We start from the raw sequence: 15,855 nt of genomic DNA on the forward strand, positions 1-15,855 counted from the left end.
ACGAGCGTCGTCCGTTCGACCGGGACCGTGGCGACCGTGGCGACCGTGGTTTCGAGCGTCGTGACGACCGGGGCGACCGTGGTGGGCGCAACTTCGAGCGTCGTGACGACCGCGGTGACCGTGGTGGGCGCAACTTCGAGCGCCGTGACGAGCGTCGTCCGTTCGACCGCGACCGCGGTGGCCGTTCCTTCGAGCGCCGTGACGAGCGGGGTGGCTTCCGTCGTGACGAGCGCGGCGGGCACCGCGGCAGCGACCGTCCCTTCAACCGCGAGCGCCGCGACGACCGCCCGGGTTTCCGCTCGGCCGCCCACGACCGCCCCTACGGCCGTCGTGACGACCACCGCGGCACCGGCTCCTTCGGCCGCCGCGACGACAAGCCGCGCTGGAAGCGCAACGGCTGACACCGAGTGACCGGCTGATCGCCGGTCCTCCGGCCCAGGCCGCGGGCCCCGGAACTTCCGGGGCTCGCGGCCTTTTTGCGTTTCAGCAGGTGGACAGCGGAGAGCGGATCGCGTGCCGGGTGCGCTGCAGCCGCAGCGCGAGCTGCACCTCCAGGGCCCGCACGGGTTCCTGCCAGGTGGGCCCGAGCAGGTCGTTGATCCGGTCCAGACGCCGGGAGACGGTGTTGGGGTGGACGTGCAGGGCCTCGGCGGCCCGGCGCGGACTGCCGCCGGAGGCGAAATAGGCCTCGAGGGTGTGGACCAGATCGGTGCAGTGCTGGTCGTCGTAGGCGAGCACCGGGCCGATCGTGGTCTGCACGAACGCCGTGATGTCGGGGCTGTCCGCGAGCAGCAGGCCGAGGAAGCCCAGTTCCTGTGCCGAGGCGCTGCCCCCGTCGGTGCCCAGCGCGGTGAGCGCCTCCAGGCACCGCCTGGCCTCCTGATAGGTGCCGTGGACCAGGCCCGGATGGGCGACCGGACCGGCCGAGCCGACCGTCACCCGGCGGCCGGTCACGGTGGACAGCTCGGCGGTGACCGCCCGGCCCGCGGCCCCCGAGTCGGTGCCCGGGATCAGCAGCACCAGGCAGTCGTCCACGATGGTCTGCAGTCCCGCCATGCGGTGGGCGTACGACGAGGCCCAGACCAGGGCGCGGCCGCTCGCCCCGCCGTCCGGCCGGGCGATCAGCACGACGTGCGGGTCGTCGAGGGCGACGCCGAGGCGCCGGGCGTGCACCGCGAGTTGCTCGGGTGCGCGGGGCGAGTCGCCGATCAGGTCCTGCAGCAGCTTGCTGCGGCCCCCGTCGGGGGAGGTCTCGGCGCCGGCCTGCATGCGCAGCAGCACCGCGGTGGACTGGGCCGTGGCCCGCAGCAGCCGCAGCTGGTACTCGATCGCCGGGCCGGCGGGGGCCAGGATCAGCGTGCCGAGCACCTCGCGGCCCGCGGTGGCCGGACAGAGCCACAGGCCGTCCGCCGAGCGGATGGGGGCGAGTTCGGTGTGCGCGTCCAGGGTGCGCTGGAACAGTTCCGCCTCGTCGATGTCCGGGAAGCCGTCCGTGACGGCCAGGGTCCGGCCGGTGGAGTCGCGCACCATCAGGGCTCCGCCCAGCTCGGCGGCGGCGCGGGCGGCCACCTCGCCGAGCCCGTGGCCGCTCAGCACCATGTCGATGAGCCGGGTGTGCACGCCGCTGACCAGGCGTTCGGCGGTGGAGGAGTCCAGCGCCCGGGACACGTCGAGTTCCAGTTCGCTCAGTTCCGACTGTGTCTGGGCGAGCAGCCGGGCCTTCTTGATGGCCAGTGAGGCGAGATCGCCCAGGGAGGACATCAGGGTGATCTCGTCGGGCGTGAGGTGGCGCACCGAACGGTCGGCGCCGTAGAGGGCGCCGAAGGTGTCGCTGCCCTCCTTCAGGGGCACCGCCATCAGACCGTGCAGACCCTCCGCGGCGACCACCTCGTCGGTGGCGGCGGAGTGCGGGAAGCGGTCGTCGGTGAGGTAGTCGGCGGTCCAGAAGGGGCCGGAGCGGTCGGCCGCCGCGTTGCCGACGCCGCCCTGGGCCGGGACCACGAAGCCCGGGGTCAGCGTGGAGGCGTGTCCGTCGGATATGCGGACGTAGGAGCGGCCGTCGGCCGGGTCCCTGAGGCTGATCCACGACATGTCGAAGTTGAGGAGCAGCCGGGCCCGGCGGGTGATCACCTGCAGCAGCGCGTCCACGTCGTACGGGAGGGTCAGTTCCCGTGCGGTGTCCACGAGTGCGGAGAGGGCGGCCTCGCGCTGCTGGCGGCGGGCGAACAGGCCGTGGATGTCGAGGGCGAGGGTGCGCGCGCGGTCGAGGAGGGCCAAGGACTCGGCCGGCACGGGCTCGACGGATCCGGCGTCCGGGGGCGGTTCGAAGCGGTGGGGCGGGGCCTCGGCCGCGAGCAGTTCGAGAAGTCTGAGCAATTCGTCCTGTACGAAGTCGTCCGTGTGCCGCATCGACCTCACCCCCAGTTGATCTGCGGCGCCTGCGGCGCGTGGCTCTGCCGAGCCTGAGTGAACCTAGATTGCGCGCACGACAGGCGTCAACGATGGCTAAAACCAGTACCCTTGGGCTGACCTTTGGCCGATTCCACATACCTGGGTCCGCCCCACGGTGACCGGAGCACCGTCCGCCCGGTCCGCAGCGGTTACCCCTGCACATTCCCCCGTGACGTCCGGTTACCTGACAATAAGCCCTGACAGCGCACCGGGAAGTCGGCGGCGCGCGGTCACGGAGCGTCCGACGGGGGGACGGAAGCATGTCGGGAACACAGAGCTATGTACGGTCGTTGGAGCGCAGCCGGTTGTCGATGACACGCCCGGACCGGCCGGCCGAGTTCGATCTGGCGGGCCTGCGCTGGGATCTTCTTGACGAAGTGTTTGCCCCGGTCTTCTCGCCGTCGACCGGGGTCGCGCTCGAACTGCTCGGTCTCGCGGAGGTGGGCCCGGGTGACTGGTCGGGTTCGTTCCTGGAGATCGGCTGCGGGACCGGTGTCATCGCCGTACGGGCCGCGCTCGGCGGGTGCGAGCGGGTGGTCGCCGCGGACGTGAATCCCCGGGCGGTGGAGAACGCGGAGCTCAACGCGGCGCGGCACGGGGTGGGCAAGCGGGTGCGGGCGGTGCGGAGCGACCTGTTCTCCGCGCTTCAGCAGGAACGTTTCGACAAGGTCTTCTGGAGCTCCAACTACGTACGGGCGCCCGAGGAGTACACGTACCGCTCCATGCACGAGCGTGCCTATGTGGACCCGGGCTACCGCGCGCACCGGCGCTATCTGGCCGAGGTTCCGCGGATGCTCGCCCCGGGCGGCCGGGCACTGCTGCACTTCAGCAGCCGCGGTGTTCTCGGCGAGCTGCACACGATCGCCCGGGAGTGCGGGCGGGAGCTGCGGGTGGTGCGGTCGGTGGAGCTGGTGGAGGGGGAGTACGGCGACGACGTCGTCGAGCACCTGCTGCTGGAGATCCGCGCGGACGCCGGCGCGGGGCGCGGCTGAGGCGGGCAAGGGCTCGAGGTGATGACCGCCGAGGGCGCGGTCCGCGAGAACGCCGCGCACGGCCTGTGGGCCCGCCGTGCCGGCCGGTGTCCCGCGGAAGGTGGCCCGGTGAGGGCCGGAGCGGGGTGGTACGGCACCTTTCGCGGCCGCTCAGGGAGCAGTTGGACGCGGGCACGGGGTCGCGGGGTGCGACCGCCGGGGCCCGCCGACCGGGGGAAGTGGTGGCGTGGTGACCCTGTCGGGGCGGGACGCCTTTCGCAGTGAGCTCACGGCGGTCGCCGGGCGGGACGGCCGGGTCGTCTGCCTGGAGACGCTGCCCCGCGACAAGGACCATCCGTTCCAGGCGGCTCATCCCGACCGCTTCTTCTCGCTGCCGAACGTGGGCTCGGTGCTGACGCAGATGGTGACGGGGCTGGGGGCGGCGGGGTTCAGGCCGTTCGTGGTCGTCACGCCGGGTGCGGTGGACGGGCGTACGGGGGTGCCGCGGCCGTGGTGGCGCGACTGTCTGGAGGCCGGAGCGACGGTGGTGATGCCGCCGGAGGGCTTTCCCGGCGGGTACGACGAGGTGCGGCGGATGGCCGGGGTGCCGCTGGCGGTGCCCTGCGGGGAGGAGGAGACCCGGGCGGTGGTACGGCAGGCCGCCCGGTCCGAGCGGCCGCACTGTCTGGTGCTGGGGGAGGGGCCGGGGACGGCTCGGGCGTACGGGACGGAAGGTGAAGTGCCTCTTGTCTCCTGGGAGTTCGGCGAGGCCGTGGGTTCGGCCGCCCGGTTGATCTCCGTCGGCGAGGCCGGTACGCGGCTGGCGCTGGCGGCGCGGGTGGCCGCGCCGGGGCTGGGGCATGCCCACCTCGTGTATGTGGACGAGGCCCGGTTGGCCGCCGCGGCCGTCGAACTCGACGGTGTGCCGGGAAAGTTGGTGGTGGTCGCGGTGCCCCGGCTGCTGGATTCCGTGCTGCGGGTGCTGCGGGGGCGGATGGCGGAGCGGGTGGTGCTGGGGGTGCCGGCGGGGGTGCGGGTGGGGCAGGGGGACGTGGCTCAGGTGCTGGCCGCTGTGGCGGGGGTGCCGGCGGGGTAGCACGCCTCGGCCTCGCCTCCGGCGGGACGGTCTTCCCGCCCGCACCACCCGCGGCCGTCGTCGCCGGCCGCGGGTGGCCCCCGCACGGCCGACTCGCCGCCGGCGGCCCGCAGATCCGTCGGAGTGGGCCCGGGGTGGGCTCGTCGTCGGCGGCCGGAGCGTACGTGTGGGGGCCCGCGGGGCGGCGGGCTCGTGCGGGGCGCGTTGCCCGTGGGCGGGCCGGCGGTCTGCGGTCGGCGGGTGCGGGTGTGGTGTTCGCGGGTGGGCTCGTCGTAGGGGGTGGCTGGGCCCTCCAGGGCGTGGTGGGGTGCCGGGTGTGGTCGGTGGTCAGTCGAGGATGTCCTCCAGGAGGCGGGACTGGGCCAGGGCGTAGGCCAGTTGGGCTCTGCTCTTGCTGTTGAGGGCCTCCGCCGCGCGGCCGATGTGGGTGGAGACGGTGCGGGCGCTGATGCCCAGGCGCTTGGCTATCGCCGCGTCGGTGTGGCCCTCGATCATCAGCCGCAGGACGGTCCGCCGGGTCTCGTCGGTCATCAGCGGGGGGCGTGCCTGCTCCTGGGTGATGCTCAGCGGTTCCGCGCGCTGCCAGGCGTGGTCGAAGACCGTGGCCAGGTAGTGGACGATCGCCGGGTGCTCGATGGTCAGGGCCGTGGTCTTCAGGTCGTGCCGCGGGTCCGGGATGAAGGCGATCTTGCGGTCGAAGATGATCAGGCGGTCGAACAGCTCGTTCAGGGTGCGTACTTCGACGCCCACCGCGGTCACCTGCTCGATGTAGGCGAGCGTGGGGCCGTGCGTGCGCACCGAGTGCTGGTACAGGGTGCGCTGGCGGATGTCGCGCTCGGCCAGCTCCAGGGTCCGGCGCAGCGCCTTGCTGAGCAGCGCGGTGGCCCGTCCCCCGCCGGGCTGGGCGGTCAGCAGTTCCGCGCGGCAGGCGTCGGCCGACTTCTGCAGTGCCGCGCTGATCACGTCCTCGCCGTGCAGCAGACGGATGTCCGCGGAGGCGGTGCCCTGTTCCTCGCGGTAGACGTCCTCCGCTGCGCTCAGGGCCTCGCGCACGGCCGCCACGGCCTGCTGCTGGACCAGGATGGCGCGCTCGATGGGCCGGCAGAACTCGCTCACCGCGATGTCGGGCGGCACAACGCCCATGATCCGCGGGTTTTCGGCCAACGGCCGCATCAGGCCCAACTCGACGAGGCAGTCAGGGACATCCCCATCAATCGGACCTTTCGAAAGCGCTTCCCGGTAGCGGGCCAGACCCTCGTCGCAGAGCCTGACCACATGGGGATGGGAGAGATTGTCCGACTTCCTGCACATTCGTTCCCCCTTCAGAAATGCGCAATGCGCGATCACGAGGCTACCAAGCGAAGAAATCCGGCCCCTGACTGCGGCATGCTTCTTACGGCGGAGGCGACAGCGCCTATCAGCCACCTGGGAGGGAATCCACATGAATTCCATGGGAACGACCGCCAAGCGATTCACCGCGATATTCACCCTGATGCTCCTCCTCGGACTGGGCGTCCAGTCGGCCGAACAGGCCGCGCACATCCAGTCGGCCGTCCAGTCGGCCCACACCCCCGACCACGACCCGGAATGGGGCTGACCGAAGGCCCGGGCGGACGTCCGACGAACTCATAGGGGGAAGCCAAAGTGCCTCGTCGGAATCCGGAGACCGTCGGAATCATTCTCGCGGGCGGCAGAGGCGAGCGGGCCAAGCCCATCACTCTGGAATCCTCCGACTACATTCGCAGCAAGGCGCTCATTCCGTTCGTCGGAAGGCGGCTCGTCGAATGGATCGTCGAGGCCTGCAGGGACCAGGGCATCCGCCGTTTCTACGTGGTGGCCCACGGTCTGGAGAACCGTAATCAGATCAAGCTCGTGCTGGGTCACGGCGAGCGCCACGGGGTGGACGTCCGGTACTCCCGGTCGCGCCTGGACCGCTACAACGTCGGCTCCGCCGGAGCCACGCTGCACAACCTCGAACAGTGGGACCTCCAGGGCCAGGCCCTGGTGCTGCCCGTCGACTCGCTCTTCGACTTCGACCTGCAGGCCCTGCGCGCGACGCACGACCGGCGCGGTGCGGTGGTGACCGTGGCCGCCGTGGAACGGACGGTCCGGGAGATCGCCGGCAAGTACGGCGTGATGCGCACCGACGCGCGGGGACTGGTGACGGGCTTCGTCGAGAAGCCGGCCGCCGGACGGCTGCGCGAGCTGTTCCCGGACGCGGTCGCCGACGAGCGGGCGACACTGCCCACCAACGCCGGGATGTACCTGGTGGACTGCGGCCGGCTGCGGCTGCTGGCCCGGGAGCCGGAGCTGTTCCGGCAGACCCACCAGCGGCTGGACTGGGGCGGGGACCTGCTGCCCTGGCTGGCCGGGCACGGCCATCCGGTCGCCACCCACGCCATCGGCCGGCTCGGCGACCTGGGCAACGTACCCGACTACCTGCACACCCTGCGGCTCGTGCTCGACGGCGCGTACGAGCAGATGAACCGGCTCATGGAGCGGTCCGGACGGCCCGGGACGCACTGGATCCACGAGAGCAGCCTGCAGACGAAGGACGACCTGACCGGCACCACCCTCGCCCAGAAGATCGAGGACGGGTCGGTGCTGATCGGCCCCGGGGTGCGCATCGGTCACGACGTCGAGATCGGACCGGGCGTGCGGCTGGAGCACACGGACGTCGGCGACGGGGCCGAGATCCGTGAGGGCGGCACGCTCGTGCACTCCGCCGTCGGCGAGTCCGCGGTGATCGGCGCCCACGCCGACGTCTCGGACTCCTACGTCGGCCCGATGGCGGTGATCCATTCGGAGCGCGGCCGGCCCACGCGGCTGGAGGGGCACACGGCGATCGGCGACGGGGCCGTGCTGCGGCCCGGGTCGCGGTTCCGCGGGGTCACCGTCTACCCGCGGCTGAGAGTGCCCACGCTGACCGGCGTGCCGGCCGCGACCGAGCTGACGAGCGCCGACGACGTCCTGCGCTGGGTGTGACCCGGCCGGGGACGACAGGTGTCAGACAATTAGGGGGAATCATGCACATGCACGGCCCCATAGCGGTGATCGGCGGGGCGGGCCGGCTCGGCGCCCTCGTGACCAGGAGACTGGCCGAGGCGGGCGAACGGGTCCGCGTGGTGAGCCGGCACCCGGAGCGGGGAGCGACCCCGCCGCCCGGCTGTGAGCTGTGGCAGGCGGACGTACGGTACGCGGACACGCTGGGACCGGCGCTGCGCGGCTCGGCCGCCGTGGTGTTCAGCGTGGAGCCGGGTACGGCCGACTCCGGGCCGGACAGCCCGGAGTCCACCGTGTACAGCGGAGTGCGCAATGTGCTGACGGCGGCCGCCGAGTACGCGGAGCGGCCCCGCCTCGTGCTGGTGAGCCAGATCTTCGTGACCCGGCGCGAGCATCCGATGAACGCCTACGGACGGCTCCTCGACTGGCGGTTGCGCGGCGAGGACGCGGTACGCGACTCGGGGTTCGCCTACACGGTCGTACGGCCCGGCTGGCTGACCGACGACGGCAGCGCGGGCGCGGGTGTCCGGCTCGAACAGGACGACCGCGGTGACGGCTGGGTCTCGCGCGCCTCGGTGGCCGAGGCCTGTGTCCGGGCGCTGGGCTCCACGGCGGCCGTGGGCCGCACCTTCGAGGTCTACAACGAGCCGGGCACGGCCCCCGCGGACTGGGATCCGCTGTTCCGCAGGCTGACCCCGGACGCCCTGCCGGCCCTGCGGCCGTAGCGGTACGGCCCCCGTCCCGGGGCCGTACGGACGACGAGGGCGGGCACCACCCCCGACCGCCCGCCCCGTCCCCACACCCGCCGGTGCCAACCCCCCTGGGCCGGCGGGTCCCTGCCGGGGCCGGCGCCCCGGCGGACGCACTCCGCGTCCGCGGCGCCGGCCCCGGGCGAAGAACCACGCATTCCAGAGAGGGCTGAGTCATGCCCGGCGAACGTCAAATCGTGGAGTCCGCCGAGATTTCCGAGAAAGTGATCTCCGAGATCGTTTCCCGCACGTTCCGATCCATTCCGCGCAGTGACCAGAGGCGTTGGGGAGAGCTTTATGTGAGAGGCCTGCTTTCGGTTTCCGGTCGGAAGACGATGCGGGCGATCGCCGACCAGGCGGGCGGCGGTGTGGAACAGAGCCTCTATCAGTTCATCACCAAGTCCCCGTGGGCCGCCGAGCCGGTGCGCCGGGAGCTGGCGGACCTGCTGCTGCGGCTCGAACCGCGCGCCTGGGTGGTGCATCCGCTGGTGATCTCCAAGGTGGGGCAGCACTCGGTGGGCGTGGAGCGGCGGTGGGTGTCGCAGTTCGGACGGGTCGTCAACTGCCAGCAGGCGATCGGGGTGTGGCTCGCCTCCGAGCGGGCGTCGTGTCCGGTCGACTGGCGCCTGGCCCTGCCCGAGAGCTGGGCGGGCGAGGCGACGCTGCGGCGCCGGGCCTGCATCCCGGAGGACGTCGGCTCCTGCCCGCCCGAGCAGTGCGCGGTCGAGGCGGTGTCCGCGATGGCCGGGGACTGGGGGCTGCCGCACCGGCCGGTGGTGATGGACCTGCGCGAGAGCGACGCCCATGGCATCTGCGCGGTGCTGCTGGAACGCCGTATGCCCTTCGTCGTCCGGATCGACCCGGCGGCCCGCGGTCTGGCCATGCGGCCGGTGCGGCCCTCGGTGCGCCCGGGCGGTCCGGAACAGGTGTCCGAGGACACGGGTGCGCCGTGCCCGCCCGGCTCTCCGCTCGCCCTGGTGCCGGAACTGGGCAGGCAGTGCCTGCCGGTGGAGTGGTACGACCACGAGGCGGACGCCCTGCGGGCGACGTCGGTCGGCGCCGCCCGGGTCCTGTTGCGCCGGACGGGCCCCGACGCCCCCCGGCCGGTCCCCGCGGACCAGCAGGAGCTGATCCTGGTCGGCGCCTGGCGGGATCCGGGGCGGCGCACCCCGAGCGAGTACTGGCTGTCGAACCTGCCGCAGTCCCAGCTCGGCACGGTCTACCGCACCGCCATGCTCGCGCAGCGCGTCACGCGTGACCTGGCCGAGGTCAGCGAGGGGCTCGGCATCCGGGACTTCGAGGGCCGGTCCTTCCGCGGCTGGCACCACCACATGACGATGGTCTCGCTGGCCCACGCGGCCACGGTGCTCTCCGCGACACGGCCCACCGAGGCCTGGCCGCCACCGGTACGGATGCCTGCGGCGCGCGAGCGGATGGGGGTGCGGGCGGCATGACCACTCCTGTGGACGGAGCCGGTGCGGGTGTTCACGGCGCTCGACGGGTTCCTCGCGTGCCCGCCGGTGGCGGTGCGGACGGGGGTCCCGGGCGCATGACCATCTCTGTGGTCACGGAGCCGGGGCCGGTGTGCACGGCGTTCGACGGGTTCCTCGCGTGCCTGCTGCCTGCGGCGCGCGAGCGGATGGGGGTGCGGGCGGCATGACCACTCTTGTGGATGCCGAGCTGGAGCGGGTGCGTGCGGCGCTCGGCGGGCTGCTCGCGTCCTGGCTGCCGGGGCAGCGCTGGTTCGCCGGCAAGGATGCCGGGGCGCCCGAGGTCACCGTCCGGCTCCTGGAACGGGTGCTGCCGGGTGATCCGGCGCTGCTGCTCGCGGTGTTCGACGCCGGAGCGGCGGACGGGCCGTACCAGGCGCTGCTCGGGCTGCGCCGGGGGCCCGTCCCCGGGACGCCCGAGGCGGTGGTCGGACGGCTGACGGGACCCGGCGGCCCGGTACTGACGCTGTACGAGGCCACCCAGGACCCGGAGCTGATGGCCAGGCTGCTGGAGTGCTTCGGGGTCGAGCGACCGGGGCCGGTGCGCTTCGAGCGCCTGCCCGGGAGCGAGCTGCCCTTCGGGGTGCCGGGGGTGGCGAGTACGGCGGAGCAGTCCAACACCTCGGTGGCCTTCGCGGACCGGGCGATGTTCAAGGTGCTGCGCCGGCCGGTGCGCGGCACCAGTCCGGAACTGGAGTTGCTCGGCGCGCTGCAGCGGGCCGGCGGTGTGCCGAGCGCGGCGCCGCTGGCCCATGTGCGCACCGCGGCCGAGTCCCCGGTGGGCGCCTTCACGCTCGGCATCCTGCAGGAGTTCGTCCGCTCGCGCGGGGACGGCTGGGCCGCCGCCACCGGCCGGGCCCGCGCCTGCCTGGCGGGCGAGGGCGACGGCAGGGAGCCGCTCGGCGCCTTCGCCGAGGAGTCGTACGGGCTGGGGCTGGCCACCGCCCGGGTGCACACCGCGCTCGCCGAACAGCTCGGCAGCCGGCCGCTGACCGGTCCGGAGAGCCTGGCCCTGCTCGATCTGCTGGGCGAGCGCCTGGCGGAGGGACTGCGGGCCGTGCCCCGGCTGGAGCCGTACGCCGACGGGCTGTGGAGCCTGCACGAGAGCCTGCGGATGAGCGTCCTGCGCGGCCGCCCGCCGCTGGTCCAGCGGATCCACGGCGATCTGCACCTGGGACAGGTCCTGCGCACCGAACAGGGCTGGGTGCTCATCGACTTCGAGGGGGAGCCCGGGCACTCGCCGGAGGAGCGCCGCCGGCCGCAGCCGGCCCTGCGCGACGTCGCGGCGATGCTGCGCTCCTTCGACTACGCCGCCCACCACGCCCTGGCCGAGGTCCTGGGCCGGCCGCCGGACGAGACCCGTACCGACGACCCGCGGGCGGCCGGGCTCGCCCGCCGGGCCAGGGCGTGGGCGGTGCACAACCGGCAGGCCTATTGCGCCGGTTATGCCGCGGGCGGCGGTCAGGACCCGCGCCGCGACCCGTTGCTGGTGCGCGCCTTCGAGGCGGACAAGGCGGTGTACGAGGCGGTGTACGAAGCCCACAACAGGCCCGCCTGGCTGCCGATTCCACTCGCCGCCGTACACGGTCTCGTCGAGGAATTCCGGCCCGAGATCTGAAAGTTCAGGAAGTCCACGAACGCTCTTTGTCCGTGCGGTACGGACCCGCTGAAGATGTGACACGTTCGCGGAATGTCAGGAACGGGAGATTCGATGGTTCATCAGTCCCGGACGAATTCAAACTCATAATGCGAAGGGTGTGACCATGTCCGACACCGTCAACTTCACGTTCTCCGACACCATCGCGGGCCGGGTGGCCGGATTCGACCGCGAGGCGCGGGTCTTCACCCTCGTCACCGCCGACGGCCGCCCCTTCGAGGTCTCCCTGGACGGCGGCCCGGGTGCCGAGCTGCTGCACAACCTCGGGGAGCCCTACCAGGACGCGTCCGGACACATCGACGCGCTGCTGGAGGAGGGCCGCTACGTCCTGGCGTACGGCATCTTCTACCCGCAGGCCGACGGGCTCCGCTTCGAGGCCAAGCGGCTGGTGTTCACCGGTCGGCAGACGGACGACCACCGGTTCGAGGAGGCCGGCTGGTGGATCCGGCAGATCCGCGAGATCGCCGGCTTCTACCGCAAGGCCCAGTTCGGCGACGGGCCGATCGACTTCTCGCAGTACCGCACCGAGATCCGGCTGAGCGGCGACAAGACCGCGAGCCACGTACAGGAGACGGACACCATCTCCCGGCTGGTGTACGGCATGGCCTCCGCGTTCCTGCTGACCGGCGACGACGAGTACCTGGAGATCGCCGAGCGGGGCACCGAGTACCTGCGCGAGCACATGCGGTTCGTGGACGCCGACGAGAACGTCGTGTACTGGTACCACGGCCTCAAGGTCGACGGAGACGTCGAGACGAAGCTGTTCACCTCGGAGTTCTCCGACGACTACGACGCGCTGCCCGCCTACGAGCAGATCTACGCGCTGGCCGGCCCGATCCAGACGTACCGGATCACCGGCGACCCGCGCATCAAGGCCGACGCGGACGCCACCATCCGGCTCTTCGACCGGTTCTACCTGGATCCGGAGCACGGCGGGTACTTCTCGCACATCGACCCGATCCTGCTCAGCCCGGAGCACGAGTCGCTCGGCCCCAACCGGGCCCGCAAGAACTGGAACTCCGTCGGCGACCACGCCCCGGCCTACCTGATCAACCTGTACCTGGCCACCGGTGAGAAGACGTACGCCGACATGCTGGAGTACACCTTCGACACCATCGTCAGCCGCTTCCCCGACGCCGAGCACAGCCCCTTCGTGCAGGAACGGTTCCACAAGGACTGGTCCCACGACACCACGCACGGCTGGCAGCAGAACCGCGCGGTCGTCGGCCACAACCTCAAGATCGCCTGGAACCTGATGCGGATGCACGCGCTGCGTCCCAAGGAGCGCTATCTGGAGCTGGCCACCGGCATCGGCGAGACCATGCCCGAGTGGGGCGCGGACCGGCAGCGCGGCGGCTGGTACGACGTGGTGGAGCGGATCCGGGTGGCGGGCGAGGACCGGCACCGGTTCACCTGGCACGACCGCAAGGCCTGGTGGCAGCAGGAGCAGGCGATCCTCGCCTACCTCATCCTGCACGGCACCACGGGCCGGGCCGACTTCCAGGGCGAGGCCCGGGACGCACAGGCCTTCTACAACGCCTTCTTCCTCGACCACGACGAGGGCGCCGTCTACTTCAACGTGCTGGCGAACGGGCTGCCGTACCTGCTCGGGGTCGAGCGGCTCAAGGGCAGCCACTCGATGTCGATGTACCACTCGGCCGAGCTGTGCTACCTCGCCGCCGTCTACAACAACCTGCTGCTGGGGGGCAGCGCCATGGACTTCTGGTTCAAGCCGGACCCCGCGCTGATCGAGGGCCGGGTGCTGCGGGTGGCACCGGACCTGCTGCCGCGCGGATCCGTGCGCATCGAGTCCGTCGAGATCGACGGCGAGCCGCACACCGCCTTCGACGCCGAGGGCCTGCTCGTGCAGCTGCCCGAGACGTCGGGGCGGGTCAAGGTCAAGGTCCGGCTGGCTCCCGTGGCCCGGACGGAGGTGGCGCGATGACCGTCAAGCTCAGCTCCCGCACCGAGGGCGACACCGCGGTCGTCGTCCTCGAAGGAGAGATCAACTCCACCACGTCCGGCGGGCTCCAGGCCCAGCTGCTGCCGTTCGTCGGGCAGGGCAGCCGGCTGCTGATCGACCTCAGCGGGGTCAGCTACGTCTCCAGCGCGGGCCTGCGCACCCTGCTGATCGTGCACCGCCGGGCCCAGCAGATGCAGACCGGGGTGACCCTGGTCGGCCTCTCGGAGGAGGTGCGGTTCGTGATGTCCGCCACCGGGTTCCTGGACTTCTTCCGGATCGAGGAGGACCTGGACGCCGCACGGGAACGCACGGGCCGATGACCACCCCGGACGTACGTGAGCGGGTCGACGCGTTCCCCACCCGCCGGATCGGCGGCTACCGGGTCCGGGCCGGACGGCCCTTCCCGTACGGTGCCCATCCGGTGCCGGGGGGAATCAACTTCTCCGTCTACTCCGACCGCGCCACGGTGATGCGGCTGGTCCTCTTCGAGCGGGGCGCCCGGCGCCCCACCGCCGAACTGGAGTTCCCACCGGAGTTCCGCATCGGCAGCGTGTACGCGATGACGGTCTTCGGCCTGGACGCGGAGAACCTGGAGTACGGCTTCCGCGCCGACGGCCCCTTCGACCCGCGGGCCGGTGACCGGTTCGACGCCGGCAAGGTGCTCAGCGACCCCTACGCCCGGCTGGTCTCCGGCCGGGACGTGTGGGGTCGGGAACCGGACTGGGACGACGTCTACCCCTACCGCGCCAGGGTGCTCGACGAGGACTTCGACTGGGGCGACGACACCCCGCTCGGCATCCCCACCGAGGACCTGGTGATCTACGAGACCCACGTCCGCGGCTTCACCCGCCACCCCTCCTCCGCGGTGAGCGCCCCGGGCACCTACGCGGGCCTGCGGGAGAAGATCCCCCATCTGAAGCACCTCGGCGTCAACTGTGTGGAACTGCTGCCGGTGTTCGAGTTCGACGAGCTGGACAACCCGCGCACCGACCCGGCCACCGGCGGGCGCCTGTACAACTACTGGGGCTACAACACCGTCTCGTTCTTCGCGCCCAAGGCCGGGTACGCGGCCACCGGCCGGTTCGGGATGCAGGCCGACGAGTTCAAGACGCTCGTCAGGGAGCTGCACCGGGCCGGCATCGAGGTCATGCTCGACGTGGTGTTCAACCACACCGCCGAGGGCAACGAGTACGGCCCGACCATCTCGTTCCGCGGCCTGGACAACGCCACCTACTACATGCTCACGCCCGAGGGCGAGTACTACAACTTCAGCGGCACCGGCAACACCGTCAACTGCAACCACCCCGTGGTCCGCGACTTCGTGCTGTCCTGTCTGCGCTACTGGGTGTCCGAGTACCACATCGACGGCTTCCGCTTCGATCTCGCGGCCATCCTGGACCGGGCGCCGGACGGCACCCCGCTGCCCAACCCGCCGCTGCTGGAGCAGCTGGCCCACGACCCGATCCTGCGCCACACCAAGCTGATCGCCGAGGCCTGGGACGCGGCCGGCCTCTACCAGGTGGGCGCGTTCCCGAACTACGGCCGCTGGTCGGAGTGGAACGGCAAGTACCGGGATTCCGTGCGCCGGTTCGTCAAGGGCGAGCCGGGCCTGGTCGGCGAGCTGGCCACCCGCATGGCCGGCTCCCCCGACCTGTACCGGGGCCGTACCGCCTCGGCGTCGGTCAACTTCGTCACCGCGCACGACGGATTCACCCTCAACGACCTGGTGTCGTACAACGACAAGCACAACGAGGCCAACGGCGAGGACAACCGCGACGGCGGGAACGACAACCACAGCTGGAACTGCGGTGAGGAGGGACCCAGCGCCTCGGCGCACGTCCGCGACCTCCGCACACGCCAGATGAAGAACCTGCTGGGCATCCTCCTGACCAGCCAGGGCGTTCCGATGATCCTGGCCGGCGACGAGGTCGGACGCACCCAGCTCGGCAACAACAACGGCTACTGCCAGGACAACGAACTCTCCTGGTTCGACTGGGGGCTCGTCGAGGCCAACGCCGAACTGCTCGAGTTCAGCCGGGCCCTGATCGCCTTCCGGCACGCCCACCCGGTCCTGCGCTCCGCCGACCACCCGGTCGGCGCCGACCGGGTCGGCAGCGGCTATCCCGACATCAGCTGGCACGGCGTACGGGCCTGGCACCCCGACTGGTCCGCACACAGCAGGGTGCTCGGCCTGATGCGGTGCGGCCGGCACGCCAAGGGCGGCACCGTCGCCGACGACCACGTCTACGTCGCCGTCAACGCCCACTGGGAGTCCCACGACCTGGAGCTGCCCGGGCTGCCCGACGGACAGGCCTGGCACCTGTTCGCCGACACCGGTCTCGCCGCTCCGCACGGGCTCAGCCCGGTGGGCGGCGAGAGCGAGCTGCACCATCCGGGCCGCTACCACCTCGGCCCGCACGCGCTGGTGATCCTCGTCGGCCGGGACCGGCGCACCGGCTGAACCCCCTCACAGAA

The 15,855-nt window shown here is 71.9% G+C and carries 12 protein-coding genes and 1 pseudogene; 11 read left to right on the forward strand and 2 right to left on the reverse strand.

Annotated elements, in window-relative coordinates; all coding sequences use genetic code 11:
• Positions 1-401, forward strand: a pseudogene (locus tag AC07CM_RS06930) (DEAD/DEAH box helicase); the annotation flags it as partial.
• Between the two features lie 82 nt (positions 402-483).
• On the opposite strand, the gene AC07CM_RS06935 reads toward AC07CM_RS06930, so the two are convergent.
• On the reverse strand, positions 484-2,409 hold the full coding sequence (locus AC07CM_RS06935; protein WP_478875268.1) for a helix-turn-helix domain-containing protein: 1,926 nt from the start codon (positions 2,407-2,409) through the stop codon (positions 484-486).
• A 302-nt stretch (positions 2,410-2,711) separates the two neighbouring features.
• On the opposite strand from AC07CM_RS06935, the gene AC07CM_RS06940 reads away from it, so the two are divergent.
• Entirely contained in the window at positions 2,712-3,443 is a 732-nt protein-coding gene (locus AC07CM_RS06940; RefSeq protein ID WP_478875269.1) for a methyltransferase domain-containing protein, read from the forward strand.
• A 226-nt stretch (positions 3,444-3,669) separates the two neighbouring features.
• Positions 3,670-4,518 (forward strand): transketolase family protein, encoded by an 849-nt coding sequence (locus tag AC07CM_RS06945; RefSeq protein WP_478875270.1) that lies wholly within the window; start codon positions 3,670-3,672, stop codon positions 4,516-4,518.
• A 327-nt stretch (positions 4,519-4,845) separates the two neighbouring features.
• On the opposite strand, the gene AC07CM_RS06950 is transcribed toward AC07CM_RS06945, so the two are convergent.
• Positions 4,846-5,661, reverse strand: coding sequence for a helix-turn-helix transcriptional regulator (locus AC07CM_RS06950; RefSeq protein ID WP_478875271.1), 816 nt, complete (start codon positions 5,659-5,661; stop codon positions 4,846-4,848).
• A 298-nt stretch (positions 5,662-5,959) separates the two neighbouring features.
• Between AC07CM_RS06950 and AC07CM_RS06955 the strand changes: the two genes are divergently transcribed.
• The 8 genes from AC07CM_RS06955 (at position 5,960) to glgX (ending at position 15,841) form a co-directional block, all read left to right on the forward strand.
• Entirely contained in the window at positions 5,960-6,115 is a 156-nt protein-coding gene (locus tag AC07CM_RS06955) for a hypothetical protein (protein ID WP_478875272.1), read from the forward strand.
• Positions 6,116-6,162: 47 nt separating this feature from the next.
• Complete coding sequence (locus AC07CM_RS06960) at positions 6,163-7,503, forward strand: sugar phosphate nucleotidyltransferase (protein WP_478875273.1); 1,341 nt, start codon at positions 6,163-6,165, stop codon at positions 7,501-7,503.
• Between the two features lie 41 nt (positions 7,504-7,544).
• Positions 7,545-8,246 (forward strand): SDR family oxidoreductase, encoded by a 702-nt coding sequence (locus AC07CM_RS06965; protein WP_478875274.1) that lies wholly within the window; start codon positions 7,545-7,547, stop codon positions 8,244-8,246.
• A gap of 200 nt (positions 8,247-8,446) precedes the next feature.
• A complete protein-coding gene (locus AC07CM_RS06970; RefSeq protein WP_478875275.1) occupies positions 8,447-9,724 on the forward strand; it encodes an IS701 family transposase in 1,278 nt (425 codons plus the stop codon).
• Between the two features lie 202 nt (positions 9,725-9,926).
• Positions 9,927-11,378: a maltokinase N-terminal cap-like domain-containing protein gene (locus AC07CM_RS06975; protein WP_478875276.1), complete on the forward strand. Its 1,452-nt coding sequence runs from the start codon at positions 9,927-9,929 to the stop codon at positions 11,376-11,378.
• 145 nt (positions 11,379-11,523) lie between these two features.
• Positions 11,524-13,362, forward strand: coding sequence for an AGE family epimerase/isomerase (locus AC07CM_RS06980; RefSeq protein WP_478875277.1), 1,839 nt, complete (start codon positions 11,524-11,526; stop codon positions 13,360-13,362).
• Entirely contained in the window at positions 13,359-13,700 is a 342-nt protein-coding gene (locus tag AC07CM_RS06985; protein ID WP_478875278.1) for an STAS domain-containing protein, read from the forward strand. The genes AC07CM_RS06980 and AC07CM_RS06985 overlap by 4 nt, the downstream gene beginning before the upstream one ends.
• Positions 13,697-15,841 (forward strand): glycogen debranching protein GlgX, encoded by a 2,145-nt coding sequence (gene glgX / locus AC07CM_RS06990; protein ID WP_478875279.1) that lies wholly within the window; start codon positions 13,697-13,699, stop codon positions 15,839-15,841. Before AC07CM_RS06985 ends, glgX begins: the two co-directional genes overlap by 4 nt.
• The last annotated feature ends 14 nt before the right edge of the window (positions 15,842-15,855 follow it).

It is taken from the genome of Streptomyces sp. NPDC044061 (assembly GCF_056434305.1).